This is a genomic window from Vibrio sp. NFR (assembly GCF_027587095.1).
GTDB lineage: Bacteria > Pseudomonadota > Gammaproteobacteria > Enterobacterales > Vibrionaceae > Vibrio > Vibrio harveyi.
The window spans coordinates 301,997-318,833 of the sequence record NZ_JAPPTN010000005.1; the positions used below are offsets into that span (position 1 = coordinate 301,997).

General features: G+C 45.9%; 15 protein-coding genes. 7 read left to right on the forward strand and 8 right to left on the reverse strand.

Annotated elements, in window-relative coordinates; all coding sequences use genetic code 11:
* The first annotated feature begins 3 nt into the window (after nt 1–3).
* The 3 genes from OH463_RS12140 to OH463_RS12150 all read left to right on the forward strand — a co-directional run bounded on the left by OH463_RS12140 (nt 4) and on the right by OH463_RS12150 (nt 2,606).
* On the forward strand, nt 4–861 hold the full coding sequence (locus OH463_RS12140; protein ID WP_009697166.1) for a DUF2608 domain-containing protein: 858 nt from the start codon (nt 4–6) through the stop codon (nt 859–861).
* A gap of 426 nt (nt 862–1,287) precedes the next feature.
* On the forward strand, nt 1,288–1,611 hold the full coding sequence (locus OH463_RS12145; RefSeq protein ID WP_009697165.1) for a DUF3302 domain-containing protein: 324 nt from the start codon (nt 1,288–1,290) through the stop codon (nt 1,609–1,611).
* Nucleotides 1,611–2,606 (forward strand): HlyD family secretion protein, encoded by a 996-nt coding sequence (locus OH463_RS12150; RefSeq protein ID WP_269991325.1) that lies wholly within the window; start codon nt 1,611–1,613, stop codon nt 2,604–2,606. Before OH463_RS12145 ends, OH463_RS12150 begins: the two co-directional genes overlap by 1 nt.
* 65 nt (nt 2,607–2,671) lie before the next feature.
* Here OH463_RS12150 and OH463_RS12155 read toward each other — a convergent pair whose 3' ends face one another.
* The 4 genes from OH463_RS12155 to OH463_RS12170 form a co-directional block, all read right to left on the reverse strand.
* Nucleotides 2,672–3,577 carry a LysR family transcriptional regulator gene (locus OH463_RS12155; RefSeq protein ID WP_269991327.1) on the reverse strand — a complete coding sequence of 302 codons (906 nt, stop codon included), beginning with the start codon at nt 3,575–3,577 and terminating at the stop codon, nt 2,672–2,674.
* Between the two features lie 145 nt (nt 3,578–3,722).
* On the reverse strand, nt 3,723–4,658 hold the full coding sequence (locus OH463_RS12160; RefSeq protein WP_269991329.1) for an ADP-ribosylglycohydrolase family protein: 936 nt from the start codon (nt 4,656–4,658) through the stop codon (nt 3,723–3,725).
* A 201-nt stretch (nt 4,659–4,859) separates the two neighbouring features.
* Nucleotides 4,860–6,077 carry a mannose-6-phosphate isomerase, class I gene (manA, locus tag OH463_RS12165; RefSeq protein ID WP_333482790.1) on the reverse strand — a complete coding sequence of 406 codons (1,218 nt, stop codon included), beginning with the start codon at nt 6,075–6,077 and terminating at the stop codon, nt 4,860–4,862.
* A 92-nt stretch (nt 6,078–6,169) separates the two neighbouring features.
* The gene (locus OH463_RS12170) at nt 6,170–8,077 is read right to left on the reverse strand and encodes a PTS fructose transporter subunit IIABC (protein WP_009697160.1); all 1,908 of its coding nucleotides are present in this window, start codon (nt 8,075–8,077) and stop codon (nt 6,170–6,172) included.
* 382 nt (nt 8,078–8,459) lie between these two features.
* Here OH463_RS12170 and OH463_RS12175 point away from each other — a divergent pair, with 382 nt between their 5' ends.
* Complete coding sequence (locus OH463_RS12175; protein WP_269991332.1) at nt 8,460–9,302, forward strand: helix-turn-helix domain-containing protein; 843 nt, start codon at nt 8,460–8,462, stop codon at nt 9,300–9,302.
* Between the two features lie 12 nt (nt 9,303–9,314).
* On the opposite strand, the gene OH463_RS12180 is transcribed toward OH463_RS12175, so the two are convergent.
* Entirely contained in the window at nt 9,315–10,091 is a 777-nt protein-coding gene (locus OH463_RS12180; RefSeq protein ID WP_017819357.1) for a PTS sugar transporter subunit IIA, read from the reverse strand.
* A 12-nt stretch (nt 10,092–10,103) separates the two neighbouring features.
* Complete coding sequence (locus OH463_RS12185) at nt 10,104–10,403, reverse strand: PTS fructose transporter subunit IIB (protein ID WP_005441202.1); 300 nt, start codon at nt 10,401–10,403, stop codon at nt 10,104–10,106.
* Nucleotides 10,404–10,636: 233 nt separating this feature from the next.
* Here OH463_RS12185 and OH463_RS12190 point away from each other — a divergent pair, with 233 nt between their 5' ends.
* Nucleotides 10,637–12,508: a fructose-specific PTS transporter subunit EIIC gene (locus tag OH463_RS12190; protein ID WP_188014343.1), complete on the forward strand. Its 1,872-nt coding sequence runs from the start codon at nt 10,637–10,639 to the stop codon at nt 12,506–12,508.
* 62 nt (nt 12,509–12,570) lie between these two features.
* Here OH463_RS12190 and OH463_RS12195 read toward each other — a convergent pair whose 3' ends face one another.
* Complete coding sequence (locus tag OH463_RS12195) at nt 12,571–13,458, reverse strand: LysR family transcriptional regulator (RefSeq protein ID WP_269991336.1); 888 nt, start codon at nt 13,456–13,458, stop codon at nt 12,571–12,573.
* A gap of 101 nt (nt 13,459–13,559) precedes the next feature.
* On the opposite strand from OH463_RS12195, the gene OH463_RS12200 reads away from it, so the two are divergent.
* Entirely contained in the window at nt 13,560–13,928 is a 369-nt protein-coding gene (locus OH463_RS12200) for a DoxX family protein (RefSeq protein ID WP_045404742.1), read from the forward strand.
* Between the two features lie 116 nt (nt 13,929–14,044).
* Entirely contained in the window at nt 14,045–14,923 is an 879-nt protein-coding gene (locus tag OH463_RS12205) for an NAD(P)-dependent oxidoreductase (protein ID WP_069688091.1), read from the forward strand.
* 201 nt (nt 14,924–15,124) lie between these two features.
* Here OH463_RS12205 and OH463_RS12210 read toward each other — a convergent pair whose 3' ends face one another.
* Entirely contained in the window at nt 15,125–16,561 is a 1,437-nt protein-coding gene (locus OH463_RS12210; RefSeq protein ID WP_069688092.1) for a catalase, read from the reverse strand.
* Between the last annotated feature and the right edge of the window lie 276 nt (nt 16,562–16,837).

Here is a 16,837-nt window from a genome sequence, read left to right on the forward strand (position 1 = left end):
ACTATGACGCTAAAAAAAGTGGCTCTATTTTGCGCACTGGCATTCGCAACTAACGCAATGGCAGATGTGGAGGTCAAAGATACCAACAACTTTAACGATGTTGCGGCTAAAGTAAATCAGCTGAAAGAAGCAGGGAAAAATCCACTGATCGTGGTTGATATCGACAATACTTTGCTGACTTCGACTTCCGATATTGGGGGCGATATTTGGTACCAATGGCAACGCGGTAAATTGGATGTGAAGCCGAAAGATGGCGATAAAGTCGATTGTCTTTTTCAAGACTCCATCGGCATGCTGTACGAGCTAGTACCGATGAAAACCATCGAAAATGGCGTGCCTGCGATGTTGCGCGGCTGGCAAGATGATGGTCTAACGGTGATGGCTCTAACGTCTCGTTCTCCAAATTATCGTTACGCCACAGAGCGTGAAATGATGCGTAATCAATTTGATATGACACGCACTGCGCTTAAAGAGAAAGGTTCAGATGCACTGCCTATCTATATCGATAATCCCAAGCGCCCGCTGAGCTACATCAATGGCATTATGATGACCACAGGTATGAACAAAGGCACCATGCTTGAGTACATTTTAGATAAGACAGATCAAAGCTTTAGTGACGTTGTGTTTGTTGATGACAGTGAGAAGAACGTCGTCAATATGAAGAATGCCTACAAAGATGACAAAGCAGTAGATATGACAATCTTCCACTATACCAAAGTAGAGCATGACCGTATTGCAGCAAATGGAGCAGTACTAACACAGGAACAAGCAAATAAGATGGCGAGTGATTGGAAAGCGTTAAACAAAGTCCTGGACCAGATTGCGCCTGCACGTATGGGTGACACTTGTTTGGGTCAATAACCAGATGAAAAAGTGATTTAGGTTTGTTGCTTGCGCCGGGTTATTAATACCCGTTTAGAGAGATGGAGGGGTCCAATCGATTTTTTCGGATTATTTACTGGTCTTGCAACCTTATCCAAAGCGATATCAATGTTGGTATCGCTTTTTTTCTGCCTGTAGAAAGCTAGATTCGATCCTGTTCTGCTTATTCTGAAATCATTCAGGATTTGAATGGGTATAGAGGTCTAACTTGATGATTTTATAGACAATTAAATATCACTAAACTGTCATTTAAATAGGAATCAATAGTCCTGATGTAAGCCTCATCCTACAATTTCTTCATTGCGACGGAGCGACAAGCTTAAGGAAAGTCATCACTCAGTTACGTTTTAGCATTGTTTAGATCGTCTTAAACGTCTAAAGCGTCTTAAACTAGGAGCTTCCACAATGAATTTAATGTTGGACTACGCCTCTCTGGCGATCTTATTTGTGGTGCTGTTAATTCTGATTTTTGGATTGATAGCTTTACATGATATCCCCTACGAAATTGCAAAAAAGCGCAACCATCCCCATGCCGATGCGATTCATATTGCCGGTTGGGTGAGCTTGTTCTTTCTTCATGTGATTTGGCCGTTTCTTTGGATATGGGCAGCCATGTACGACGGAGAGAAGCAAAACTGGTTAGGTGCTAAGCCTTCGGTATCTCAACAAGATTATGAGCAACTACTGGTTCGTATCAATCAACTTGAGCAAGTGAGAGGGGACGAATAATGGAAACTCTTATCATCCTAAGTTACGTAGCGCTGTGCGTTATCGTATTTCGAGTATTTCGTGTACCTAAAACCAAGTGGACACTCACCACGGCATCCGTTATTGGCATGTTCATCGTGGGATGGATTTTTCTCTATATGGCAATGTATCAACCCGTTTCTCGCATGGCGCGTTTGTACAGTGTGACGACACCAATCACTTCTCAGGTAGAAGGTATAGTTACTCACGTGTATGTGCAAGGAAACCAACAAGTGAAAGCGGGTGACCCTCTCTATCAAATTGACGATACACCGTTCAAAGATAAAGTGAGCCGTATTCAAGGTGATATCAGTCGTACCGAATCAGCGATTGATTTCTATCAGGCGGAGCTGGAGAGATACCAAAAGTTAGGGCGTAAGGGGTATTCTTCTCAAGAGAAAGTGGACGATATTGAGAACCAATTGCTGGAACAAAAGGCAAATAAGAGCAAATATCAATCAGAGTTAGCTGTTGCTGAGTTTAAACTAGGCAAAACCACCGTCACCGCACCAACGGATGGCTTTGTCACGCAAGTGGCGCTGCGTCCGGGGATGAAGAGTCGCATTGTGCCGTTTCAAGGAAACCTGACCTTCGTCCATAAAGAAGACAAACAACTGTTTGCTGCATTTAAACAAGCGCCAGCACGATACGTGAAAGTCGGTTATCCGGCGGAAGTGACCTTCAATACCATTCCCGGTCATGCTTACAAGGCGCATGTGACACAAGTGAATGACATTTTTGCTCAAGGCGCGGTATCACCATCAGGCAATATGAAGTACCCAGAACAAATTCCTGCTGGTGGTCGAATCTTAGTGAAAGTGGAACTGGATAATCCAGACTTGGTAAAAGACATGCCATTGCCATCCGGCACAGATGCACATGTTGCGGTGTACTCACCGAAATGGGAAATGTTCAGTATCGTACGTAAAGTGATCCTGAGAATGCAGAGTTGGCAAAACTGGTTATTCGAAGGCTAATAGCAACAAGGGCGAAGCAGCAGGCTTCGCCCTTTTTCTATGGATGTTCTGTGATTATTTGTCTGTTAGTCAATGGATTGAGCGACCGCCTGTTTAATTGCATTCCTCAGCCATTCATGCCCTTTGTCGCTCTTTTGTGATTGGTGCCAAGTCATGTAAATAGGCACCTTATTGGCTTCAAAAGGCAGAGGGAAAGCGTTTAATCCGAGGCTGTTCGCCAAGTTGTCAGAGAACCAACGCGAGGTGACGCATATCCAATCGGTTTGAGACACTAATTGAAGCGCTGTCATGCTCGAACCTGTCGAATATGCCACTTGCCTTGGTGGCAGCGTATCTTCGATAATCAAAGAGTCTAAAGCATTGGTATTGAGTCGCTGAGTTCGCCAAGTCACATGAGATTCACGCATGAAGTCGTCGTACGTGAGCTCGTCCTGAATACGAGGATGATCTTGGCTTACTGTCACCATAAGTTCCTGTTCAAACAACAATTCATTGTGATAACCATGATCCGTCAAAGGCACGGTAGCAAGGATCACATCCACGCGTCGACGTCTTAAGTCGTCTTGACGGTCTTGTTCGTTTAAGTGTTCTAGATCCGCTTCAATGGACACCAATGGTGCATGCTGAGATTTGTATTTCGCCAAAGCTGGCACAAGCATTAAATCGATGTCTTTATGGCTAGAGATTCGAAACGTGCGTTGGCTGGTTTCTGGCGTGAATTCTTGACGAGATTTCGAACCGTTGATCAGCAGGCTCAAAGGCTCTTTGATTTCTGCGTGTAGCTCAATCGCGAAATTCGTCGGCACAATACCTCTGCCTTGACGAACAAAGAGGGGATCTTGGTATTGATCTCTTAACTTGTTGAGTGCGTGACTCACGGCGGGCGCAGTGATGTTTAACGCGGTAGCGGCATCGTTGACGCTTTTTGATTTCATGACCGCATCAAACGTTTTTAACAAGTTAAGGTCCATAGGCTATCTCTTTGATTTGCTTTATCTTCAATGTAGGTGGATAGCGTAAAGATTTCGAGGATTATTTCTGTCAGGCGAGATTCAAATCATCACCAACGAAAAGACCAGAGTATGGGTTCTGCTCTTTTTCGCTGGTTCAAGAGGGTTATAAACACTGCAGTAAACGGCGAGGTAGTGCGGTTTTATCCATCCAGTGATTTGGAATCGACATTGGTGTGTCGTAGTAACTTGCCCCAAGAATGGCACCGAGCGGAATAGCTCGTCCACTTGAATCGCCGCCACAGTAAATGTTCTCACGCATGGTGGTTTCGTAGCTTTCTGAATTCATCAACAAATGACAAATCACCACAAATGAAGCATCTAAACCGCAATGCATCCCAACCGACTCCGCAACGCTGGTAGCGCTTCTGCCGCTCATCGCTTCTGCACGTTGAATATCGTTAGCAATCTTTGGAGAAACCGTCTGAGCTGCCATTACACACGCTTTGGGCGCAGCGCCTTGCAACGCCATCTGAATCATCACTGCGATAGCTTGGGCATACATAACTGCGGTGTCGTTGTTATTGGTAACCCGCACGGCGGAATCGACCAGTTTGGCGAGTTTGTCATCATCGGAATGAAAAGCCACCAACGGCGGAAGCTTAGATAATGCAGGGTTTTGTGTGTCGTCAGCCCCACATAGGGTCACACGCAGTTCTTTGGCTTCCAACTCATGAATGTTGAGCAGTGTTTGCTTTGTCGGTTTGTCTGTATAGCCCTGCCATTTACCACCAAAATCAAACCATTCTCGAAAGGAGCGAATGTAACGCGCCTCGTCGTAGTGTCCGGTTTGAACCAGAGCGTCTAACATGGCAACAAGCTGCGCGCCATAGTGGGTGAGATCACCGACTTGCTTGCTACCGTGGGCAAAATAACCTTTGTCATGGTACTCAGTTCGGTTAGGTTGATGAAATTCCGGATGCGGAGAACCAAACTGCCTGATGAGTTCTTGATCGTAAAGCCAATGAAATCCGAGAGATGCTGCATCACCGACGAGTGCGCCGATAATGGCATGAAGAGAGCGAGCGTTTCTATGAGTCATCTTGCCACCTTTATCAACAGGGCTACTCAATAAGTCTTACACAGTTTCTTGGTTTTGTAGGTAAATTTTTCTGTTTTGGATCAAGACTATAGTGCTTAATTAACCATTGCTTTACTAGGGTTAAAAAGACTAGGGTTAAAAGCAAAACGCCCCGCGAGTGGCGAGGCGTTGGTTTTAGTGGCGTACTATTAATAATTACGATTAGCTGTAAGCGCGTGCGACACGACCTTCACAATCCAAAGTGACCTGTTTTGCGTAAGCCGGAATGAAAACTGATTGTCCTTTTTCAACTTCGCATGTTTCGCCGTTTGCATGAGTCAGCACAAGTTTGGTATCCAGAGGCATAAGGATCTCAGCGGTTTGAACTTCTAGAGTACGCTGATGAGCTTGCTTAACGATGGCGAATTTGAAATCGTCCACAGGAATTGGGTATTCCAACATATCGTCGATTTCGTTTGGTGCGAGCAATAAGCTGTCGAATGGCTTCTCGTTGAAGCGTGTACACGCAACGAGTTCTTTCACGTCCATGTATTTTGGTGTCAGACCCGCGCGCAGTACGTTGTCTGAGTTCGCCATGATCTCAAGACCTGTACCCTTCAAGTAAGCGTGTGGCGTTTCTGCATCTAAGAACATGGCATCGCCCGGTTGTAGGGTAATGACATTGAGCATCAGTGGTGCAAATAAACCAATATCGCCAGGGTATTGCTTCTCTAGTTCAAGAATGAGGTTGAACAGAGGTAAGTCGGTGATGCGAGCTTGAGCCAATAGCACCGTCAACGCCATCTCTTTCTGTTCGCCCTCTAGTGACAGTAGACCCGAGAAGAAGGTTGCTAAGCCCGTTGGCGTTTGGTTTGCGATAAGGTCACCCACCAAGCCTTGCAGCTCAGGAATCGCCAGCTCAGAGAAGAAGCTGATGATTTCACTTGTTGGGCGGAAGCCATTCATCGCTTGGTATTCGGTTAGCGCGTAAACCAACTCAGGTTTGTGGTTTGGATCTTTGTAGTTACGGTTTGCAGCGGTTAGGGGAATGCCTTGTTTTTCTTCCAGTGCAAAGCCTAATTCTGCTTGCTGTTTGTTTGGGTGAACCTGAATCGACAGTGCTTTCTCAGCGGCAAGCACTTTAAACAGGTATGGAAGTTCACCAAAACGGTTTGTGACTTCTTCACTCAGAAAGGCATTCATGTCTTGAGCAATCAGTGAAGAGAGTTTGGTCTCTTCACCGTTTACCATCACCAATGAGCAACCGTTTGGATGCGCGCCCATCCATACTTCTGCTTGTGGTTCGCCCGTTGGGTTTTCAATGCCAAACAGTTGGTTAACAGAAGTAGTACTGCCCCAAGCGTAGTTTTGAATCACGTTGTTCATCAGGAAAAACATCGGATGCTTAGCTTGAGTTTGAATCGTTTGTGTATCGGACATCGTTAAATCAAACATAGAGTGTCACCATGAGAGAAAATCATGGCTTGGGCGACATTGCCCAAGCCATAGGAGCCATTTGGGGGTAGGGATGATTAAGCGGCTGCTTGCATCATTTTTGCTTTGCGAACTTTCTTCAGAGTTACACACGTTACTGCGGTAACCACTGCGCCAGCTGCCATACAAATCAGAGCAAGTACTGGGTGGTTCATCGCGCCAAGTAGAGCAACAACTGGACCGCCGTGAGCAACACTGTTGGTAATGCCGAATGAGAACGCCATTACTGCCGCTACCATTGAGCCAAGTACGTTTGCTGGAATCACTGACATTGGATCTTGCGCTGCGAACGGAATCGCACCCTCAGAGATACCGACCAGACCCATAGCGCCTGCTGCTTTGCCCGCTTCGGTTTCTGATTCTTCGAACAGGTCGAACTTACGACCAAGCGCCGTTGCCAGTGCCATGCCTAGAGGTGCAACTGGGATTGCACACGCCATCGCACCCATAAACTGAGTTTGACCGCTCGCAATCATGCCCACAGAGAATAGGAACGCGACCTTGTTGAATGGACCACCCATATCGAAGCCAGCCATACCACCAAGTACGATGCCTAGTAGAACGACGTTACCTGTACTCATGCTTGTTAGTAGCGCAGTCAGACCGTCCATTAGGCTTGCGATTGGCGCGCCGATAACGAAGATGAAGAGACCAGCGATGAATAGCGAACCTGTGATTGGCGCAATCATGATTGGCACCAAAGGTTGAATGAACTTGTGGTAGTTAATCGACGTAATCCACTTCACGAAGTAACCCACAAGCAGACCAGCGATGATGGCACCGATAAAGCCTGTACCAGCGTCTGCGCCGTAGAAAGAACCGTTGTTTGCAATCCAACCACCGATCAAGCCAGGAGCTAGGGCAGGACGGTCAGCAATCGCGTAAGCAATGTAACCCGCTAGGATTGGGATCATCAGCGTAAAGGCAACCACACCTACGTTGAGGATTTGGTTCCACATGCTGCCTTCAGGAATTGCCATGCCCGCTTCACTTGGCTGACCACCGACTGCAAGAGCAAGTGCAATCAGCAGACCACCCGTTACAACGAATGGGATCATGTGTGACACGCCGTTCATCAAGTAGCGGTAAAGGTCCGAGCGAGCCTGAGAGGCTTTGTTTGCAACAGACGCTTGTGCATTGCTGCTTGCTTCTGCTTGGTATTCTGGAGCGCTTAACGCTTCGTTAATCAGACCTTGAGCATCGCGGATAGGGGCTTTTACGTTGGTTTTAACCACGCGTTTGCCCGCAAAGCGGTTCATGTCGACTTGTTTGTCACATGCCACTATGATTGCGTCTGCACGTTCGATTTCTTCTGCGGTTGGGCTGTTTTTCACACCGATTGAGCCATTCGTTTCAACCTTGATTTCGTAACCCATCGCCGCAGCACCTTTCTCTAGCGCTTCTGCTGCTAGGTAAGTGTGCGCAACGCCCGCAGGACAACCAGTAACACCAATAATGAAACCTTGGTTTGCTGGTGCGTCTGCCACTGCTTGAGGCTCTTCTTTAGCAAGTAGGAGTGCCAGTGCGTCTTGGCTGTTTGCTGCACCTAAGAACGCATCAATGAAACCATCTTCAATCAGTTTTGAAGACAGCTCTGCAAGTACTTCGATATGGTGGTTATCGCCACCGTCTGGAGAAGCGATCATGAAGAACAGTTTTGAAGGCAAACCGTCTTCTGCACCGTATTCGATACCTGATTTGCTTACGCCGATCACAACCGCTGGTTCAAGAACTGCTGCACTTTTCGCGTGTGGGATAGCAACGCCATCCTCAAATCCGGTGTTACCTAATTCTTCACGTGCTTTTATATCTGCAAGAAATTGCTCTTGGTCTGAAATACGACCTTGGGCGTGTAGAACTGCAACCAGTTCTTTAAATACGTCTTCTTTTGAAGTCGCTTGAAGATCAAGCTTAATCAAGTCTTCATTTATTAGTTTGGTGATCATTGTCGAACCCCTATAAATATAATTTTTATTTCAGGGGTATTTTGAAATTAACCAAGCGGAGACAGTAGTGAAGAAAAAATGCATTTACTGGATGATTGTAACCGCCCGGCGAGAGTGTGATGTAGATCGTCTACTGGATAAACTCACTGCATATCTGTGACATTATGTGAAACTCGGTGAACCATAAGTAAAATGTGTTACTGCTCCAATAAATAAGGGCTTTGAGGCTTTTTTGATAACTTACTAGACTGGATAATTGATGCGTAAACTGGATTTTTGTAACCTTAAAATGGAAGTGTGATTTTGCTCAATAGCACAAAAATCCAGTAGGGTGTATATCTATAGGTATAGCATCATGGATGCGTGTTTAAGAGTACGTAAAATGATTTTTCATGATTTGATTTCATCAGTATTAAACGAGCGAGAACCATTCCACAATATATGGTTTGCTGGTGATTTTCATACACCACCTGAATTTAGCTATCAGGTTAACTTCCCTCGATTAGAATTGGTCTTGTCTGGTGAATATATTAATGAAATGGAAAGTCATGATCGCAAAGTGACGCATATCGTGGCGAAAGCCGGTGATGCGATATTTATTCCGCCTAACTGTTGGAATAAACCTGACTGGGATACAGACTGCTCGGTATTAAGTATTCTCTTTGGTCGCCGTCAATTGGGTTTGAGTCTCGTATCTAAACGCAAAGGGGAAGTGAGCTTTTACGATATTCAAAAACACAGTATTCAAACTCGTTCTGGATTTGCCATTGATAATATTTTGGAAGCGCTGAGTTCATTGGCTCGTGAGTGTAATAAAAAGCCAATGGATGAGTTGTTACTGCAAGCCTTGTTGCAATACGCTAAGTCGATGTTAGATGCACCTATTGAGACGCAGGCGCACAGTCGAGTGCAAGATCTGTATCAGGGCATTTGTATCTACATCCAAGAGAACTTTCACCGCCCAATCACACGTGACAGTATTGCGTCGAGGTTCAGCATCTCTTCTAACCATTTGTCGCGTTTGTTCCGTCAGCAAGGTCACATGACGTTAGCCGATTACATTACGTGGGTACGGGTAGACCGCGCGAAGTTTATGCTCAAGAAATACAACTTTAAGTTGAATGAGGTATCGGTGCGCTGTGGATTCAAAGATGTGAACTACTTCTGCCGAGTCTTTAAGAACCGCACGGGCAGAACGCCGACGGAATATCGCGGTTCGATCTAAAGCAAGTAAAGATTAAGCAAGCAGCCTCGACATGGCGTACATCAGAAGCGCCTGCAAGTCGACGCTGCTTTTTGTTAGCAGTAAACGTTCAGCCATTTGGTCGGTCAGTAGATTACGAGTTAAGTTGGTTGCTGCAATGATGTGCTCGCGTGTGGGTTTCGCTGGCATTACTAATGCTATAGCAAGATGTACTTCACCCATTTTGGATGCCCAATCCATCGGAATCTCGTTAGCGATAACTGCGACAGAAATGTGGTCCACACCTTCGAACATGACATGGGGTAGAGCAATGCCTGGTGTTACTGCGGTTGAGGACCGCTCTTCACGTTTGATAAAGGCGAGAATGAGTTCGTCTGGGTGAATAGGATGAATAAGCTGAGCTAGCCCTTTCAAGCACTCAAACTTGGTGAGCTCAGTGTGTGCTTTGGCGTAATGCCATTTAATTTCACAAGGCGGGCAGATTTGCGGAAGACGCTCAGCAAGTTGGCTTGAGAACTCGTAGTTGATGTGAGAACCCACAACGGTGAAGTTCTCAGCAATCATATCTTTGATAACGAAACAGGCAAGCTCGGCGTCAATACCAATAGCCGTGATTTGACACAAGTCGCCTTGCTGCAAGCCAACTTGTAAAACCGCGATTGACTTAGTGAGTTCAGCGACGCGGTTTTGGGTTATGTTGATGATGTGTAATGTGCTTTTGAACTTTTTGGCGACGCGATTGAGGGGCTGTGCGACATGAGCACTGGCATTAATATCGTCGACAAAAAAGGTGATTTGGTATTCGTTCATCAGCACAGCGTATCATCGACAGTGTACAAGGAATACTTTATCGACATTGAGTAACACGTCTTCAATCGGGATTTGGACTTTGTTGGTGCCTTCAAAGCGAGCTGGTTGTTCAATCTCAATATCGGACACAATTAAGACACGATCCGCTTGTGCAATATCGTGGGGAGTGAGCTGATTCTCAATACCCATCGCGCCTTGCGTCTCAACCTTAATTTGTACGTTATGCTTAGGCGCAGCTTTCATTAGTGCATCTGCCGCCATATAAGTATGAGCGATGCCTGTAGGGCACGCTGTCACCGCTACGATCTTCATGTTCTATCCACTTTATTTTTTTGTGGATTTTAGCATAGTGACCGTCGGAAGGATGGATTTAAAGCAGATAATCGCAAGAGCTCTATCACAGTTTAAATCTCATGTTACATTAATCCAGTTAATGCACTTTTTGTCCTGTATTGGAAAGGACGAGTGTTGGTTACTCTGAACACAGTCATAGATGGAACAAATAACTCATGACTCTCGAGCGTGAACATTGCAAGGTACAAACAATGGACATATTAAACCTTATTGAACCGGAAACCATTTGCTTGGATTTGCAGGCTCAAACCAAAGATGAAGCGCTCAAAGAGCTCGTCGAATTGTTGGACGCGGCGGGCAAGCTCACTAGCAAAAGTCAGTTCTTGGCGGACATTTGGAAACGAGAAGAGATTGGCAATACCGGCTTTGACGAGGGTATTGCCATTCCTCACGCCAAAAGCAATGCGGTCGCAAAACCCGCAGTTGCAGTGGGCATCAGCCGCAAAGGGATTGATTACGGTGCTGATGATGGCGAACTGTCTGACGTATTTTTCATGCTGGCTTCTCCAGATGGGGATGATCATCACCACATCGAAGTCTTGGCACAAATCTCCACTAAAATCATTGAAGATGGTTTCGTCAATAAGTTAAAAGCGGCGAAGTCAGTGGATGAAGCGCACGAACTACTCACTGACATTCAGTCGAACGCAAACGACTCAGGTTTAGATCCTCTGGAATTCGCATCTGAACCCCTTAGCCCTTGGGCACAAAAGCTGAGCAGAATGAAAGAGCACTTGCTGTTCGGCACTTCACATATGATCCCGTTTATTGTCGCGGGCGGTGTATTGCTATCTCTCTCTGTGATGATCTCAGGTCATGGTGGGGTTCCGAAAGACGGCATTCTGGCTGATATCGCCAAAATGGGCATTGCAGGTCTGACACTATTTACCGCGGTATTAGGTGGTTACATTGCCTATTCGATCGCTGATAAGCCTGGTCTTGCTCCGGGAATGATTGGATCTTGGATTGCGGTTAGTCATTACAACACTGGCTTCTTGGGCGCGATTGTCGTCGGATTTTTCGCCGGCTTTGTGGTTTGGCTACTGAAGAAGATTCAATTGCCGGACAGCATGAGCTCCCTCGGCTCGATTTTTATCTACCCACTGGTTGGTACGTTTGTCACCTGTGGCGCTGTGATGTGGGTGATCGGCTCACCGATCGCCAGCGCAATGACAACCATGAACGATGTGCTCACGGGTATGGCGGGCTCAGGCAAAGTGATGTTGGGCACCGTGCTGGGTGCAATGACGGCGTTTGATATGGGCGGTCCTATCAACAAAGTGGCGACTTTGTTTGCTCAGACTCAAGTGAATACTCAGCCGTGGTTGATGGGTGGTGTCGGTATCGCGATTTGTACCCCGCCTTTGGGTATGGCGTTAGCAACTTTTCTATCGCCAAGTAAGTTTAAACGTGATGAACGTGAAGCGGGTAAAGCCGCGGGCATCATGGGTATGATTGGCATCAGCGAAGGAGCAATTCCGTTTGCGGCGGGTGACCCAGCTCGCGTACTGCCTGCGATTGTTGCTGGTGGTATCGTCGGTAACGTGATTGGGTTTATGTTCCATGTCATTAACCATGCTCCGTGGGGCGGCTGGATTGTGCTGCCAGTTGTGGACGGCAAGATTGGCTACATAGTTGGCACAATTGCAGGTTCGTTTACCACAGCATTGATTGTTATTGCGCTTAAGAAGACAGTCACAGAAGACGATAGTCCGGTTGGTCAATCTCAAGCTTATACGTCTGTGCAAGGCGAGGGCGAAGCAGACATTCTTGCCGTGACGTCTTGTCCATCAGGTGTGGCGCACACCTTCTTAGCGGCGAAGTCACTAGAAAAAGCTGCCTGTGCGTTAGGCATTAAGATCAAGGTTGAAACGCAAGGTGCGAACGGCATCATTAACCGAATCACTGACAAAGATATCGCCAAGGCGAGGTTTGTTATCTTCGCTCACGATGTCGCCATCAAAGAGCCGGAGCGATTTAGAAAAATGAAGGTGCTGGATGTCAGCACTAAAGACGCGATGCTCAATGCCGCAGCACTGTTGCAGGCGAAAAGAATCCCTTAAGTATGTAGCCCCCAAATAAGGCTATCTGCTAGTTAGCTCCATCATTTTTGATGGAGCTTTTTTTATCCCTGAGAAAAGTGCTTAACCAAGAAATCAATGAAAGTGCGAATGCGCTGAGGTTGGTACTCACTATCTTTGTAAACCAAGTACATTGGTAGCTTAACTGATTGATATTGCGTTAATACTTGAATCAGTTCACCATTGTTAAGCTCTTGTTCTACCATCCATTTTGGCATTGCAGCGATGCCTTGCCCAAGCTTTGCCATTTGCACCAACATCTCAGGACTATCACTTCGAACCTGCTCTTTCACTTTGACTTTAATGGTTTCATTTCCATCGCTAAAACGCCACAAGTTAGACGGATTGGAGAGTGAGTAGGTTAAGCAGCAGTGCGTACTCAAATCGTTAGCACTAAGAATAGGGTCGCGCTTGTCGATGTAACTTGGAGAAGCGAAGTAAACCAATTCGTTATCCATCAACCAACGCGCTTTTAACCCCGAGTCTTTTAGGTAGGCGGCACGAATCGCGATATCAACATTGCCTTCAACTAAATCGACAAACTTGTCCGAAACTGACACATCGACGCTAAGCTCCGGATGTTGGTTGAGAAACTCATTCAGTGGCGCAGATAACAAGCGAACGCTAAACGCACTCGGCACTGAAAGCTTGAGCTCGCCAGAGACCGACGCTTGCTCTTGTCTAAGTTGCGACTCGAAGGAATCCATTTGCTCTGTGAGTGTTTGTGCCAGTTCGAGATATTGTTTTCCACCAGAAGTTAAGCTGATAGCGCGAGCATGACGATGAAACAAGGTGATGCCGACTTCACGCTCAAGCCAAGCGATCTTCTTGCTCACCGCACTCTGAGTGGTATTGAGTTCGTTAGCCGCGGCAGTAAATGAACCCAACTGAGCAACACGAGAAAAGACTTTCAAACAATCAAATTTATCCATGATGCATTCCTATTTGGAATGATAAGTAGCTAAATATTACCCTCCTTAAGTTTTAAGTGGAATGCTTTAATACTTCCATCATCTGTTCGGGAGTTAAAATTATGGTGTTTATTCAAGGGTTGTTAATCGCGTTTTTCTTGTTTGCCAGTTCTATCAAAATCATCGGTTGGGTGAAGCCGATTTTTGAGCCACAGCTCGCTTTCTTTCATAAATATGGATTGAACCGTGCCGCTATGTTTTTGGTTGGACTGGTTGAGGTAACGGGTGCAATTTTGATGTTAATTGGCTTGCTATCGGCGAACAACTTGTTAAGTGCGATAGGTGCAAGTTTTATTGTTTTCACCTCCGTTGGTGCTATGTTTTTCCATTTTCGTTTTGATACTTGGAAAGATGCGATTCCGTCTATTGTGACGCTTTTATTGTCACTTTTGGTAGCTTCGCCTTTGATTGAGTTTGTTGCGCTTATTTAAGACGAAATTATTGCAAGTAATGTTCTGAAATCTTTAGTAACATGTTTCAAATAGTAACTGTTTCAAATAGTAATAGTTTCAAAACGTCACTTATTTCGAATTCAAGGAGGCTTGCAATGGAAAAACTAAGAGTAGCATTTATTGGTCTGGGTGTGATGGGATACCCAATGGCTGGTTACCTAAGTAAAGCGGGCTATGAAACCAAAGTATACAACCGCACAAAGGCGAAAGCTGACAAGTGGGCTGAAGAATACCAAGGCGTGGCTTGTGAAACACCACGTGAAGCGGCAGAAGGCTGTGACATCGTTTTTACCTGTGTGGGTAATGATGATGACGTTCGTAGCGTTGTTTACGGTGAAGAAGGCATTCTGGTCGGCTTGAAAGCGGATGCAGTGTTAGTGGACCACACGACGACTTCTGCAGATCTAGCGGTAGAACTGGCTGAAGCGTGTGTTAAATACGGCAATCACTTCATTGATGCGCCAGTTTCTGGTGGTCAAGCAGGTGCAGAAAATGGTGTCCTAACCATCATGTGTGGTGGTGAACAAAGCATTTTTGACCGTGTGTCTCCAGTGATGGATGTGTACGCGAAGCAGATGACACTAATGGGTGAAAACGGTCAGGGTCAACGCTGTAAGATGGTAAACCAAATTTGTATTGGTGGCGTTTTACAAGGTTTGAGTGAAGCTTTGCTACTGGCACAAAAATCAGGCTTGGACATCGCTCAAGTTGTAGAAACGTTGAAGCACGGCGCTGCAGGTTCATGGCAGATGGAAAACCGCGCAAATACGATGGCGGAAGATAAGTTCGATTTTGGCTTCGCTATTGATTGGATGCGCAAAGACTTGGGTTTCTGTCTGCAAGAAGCAGAGCGAGTGGGTCTAGAACTTCCACTGACGAAGAAAGTGGATGAGCAATACGCAGACCTTCAGCGTGATGGCTTAGGTCGCATGGATACATCAGTACTGATCAAAGCGGTCGCTAAAAATCAGTAGTTGATGAATCAGTAATAGATAAACAGTTCTTTGGTATCAAAGAGCTTAAAGAAATCTAAGTTAATCATAATGAATCTCCTTGAGTATGGTTGTGATTAGTGACCTGTGATTAAGGATTAGTGATTTGAAATCAGGAGGTGCTGTAGAGCACCTCCTTTTTTATGTCTTTTAATCACACAGTGTGATGATTACAGCGTTCGCTTACTTGTTTAAGCCTAGTGCAACCTCAAGACCTTTGCCGTACGCTTCGTCCGCTTGGTATGCGTGTTGAACGTGGCGCTGTTGGATGAACTCTGGCACACCGTCCATTGCGCGAGCTGTGTTGTCGAACAGAGTTTGACGTTGCTCTTCGCTCATCAGACGGAATAGGTCACCCGCTTGGCTGAAGTAGTCTTCGTCTACACGGTGATCGTAGTGATCAGCGTTGCCATTGATGCGTAGAGGTGGCTCAGAGTAATTTGGTTGCTCTGCCCATTCTTGTTTGTAGTTTGGCTCGTAACCCAGTGTTGAACCAAAGTTGCCATCAACGCGCATTGCGCCATCGCGGTGGTAGCTGTGAACAGGGCAACGAGGTGCGTTCACAGGGATTTGATGGTGGTTCACACCTAGGCGGTAACGCTGAGCATCGCCGTAAGCGAACAGACGACCTTGTAGCATCTTATCTGGAGAGAAGCCGATACCAGGGACTACTGCTGCTGGGTTGAACGCTGACTGCTCAACTTCTGCGTAGAAGTTTTCTGGGTTACGGTTCAGTTCAAACTCACCAACTGGGATCAGTGGGTAGTCTTTTTGAGACCACACTTTTGTTAGGTCGAATGGGTTGAAGTTGACTTCATCCGCTTCTAGCTCAGGCATGATCTGTACGTACATCTTCCATTTAGGGAAGTCTTGACGCTCAATCGCTTCGTAAAGGTCACGGTGATGGCTTTCGCGGTCTTTACCGACGATTGATTCTGCTTCTTGGTCAGTTAGGTTTTTGATGCCTTGCTGAGTTTTGAAATGGAATTTCACCCAGTAACGCTCGTTTTCTGCGTTGATAAAGCTGAATGTGTGGCTACCAAAACCATGCATATGACGGTAAGAAGCTGGGATACCACGGTCGCTCATTACGATAGTCACTTGGTGGAATGCTTCTGGTAGTGATGTCCAGAAATCCCAGTTGTTGGTAGAGCTACGCATGTTAGTGCGAGGGTCGCGTTTTACTGCGTGGTTTAGGTCTGGGAATTTTAGCGGGTCACGTAGGAAGAATACTGGTGTGTTGTTACCAACCAAGTCCCAGTTACCTTCTTCAGTGTAGAATTTTAGTGCGAAACCACGGATATCGCGCTCTGCATCTGCTGCACCGCGCTCACCAGCTACGGTCGTGAAGCGAGCGAATAGTTCTGTTTTTTTACCGATGTCAGAGAAGATTTTCGCGCGAGTGTATTTTGTAATGTCGTGCGTTACAGTGAACGTACCGTAAGCACCAGAGCCTTTTGCGTGCATACGACGCTCTGGGATCACTTCGCGGTCAAAGTGCGCTAATTTTTCAAGGAACCAAACGTCTTGTAATAGTTGAGGGCCACGAGGACCAGCAGTCATAACGTTTTGGTTATGGGCGACAGGGCAACCTGCTGCTGTAGTCAGTTTTTTGCTCATTTGATTTTCCTTGCAATATAGTGATTATTTATCGACTTTTCGGCAACTGCTCGAAAGTTATGCAAGGAGAATAGCGCTGCAACTGAGAATAAAAAAACTGTTATTAGCAATCAGTGTGATAGGTATCACCTATGCTTTAAGTGCTTGTTAAACAATGCCTTTGTGTCAATTAACATTATTTGTCGTATGGATTATAAATGGTATTCAGGAATGTTTAGTGTGAATGATTTCTGTCTATTTCAAAGATTCCCGAAATAGACAGAAAGTCTCAACGGT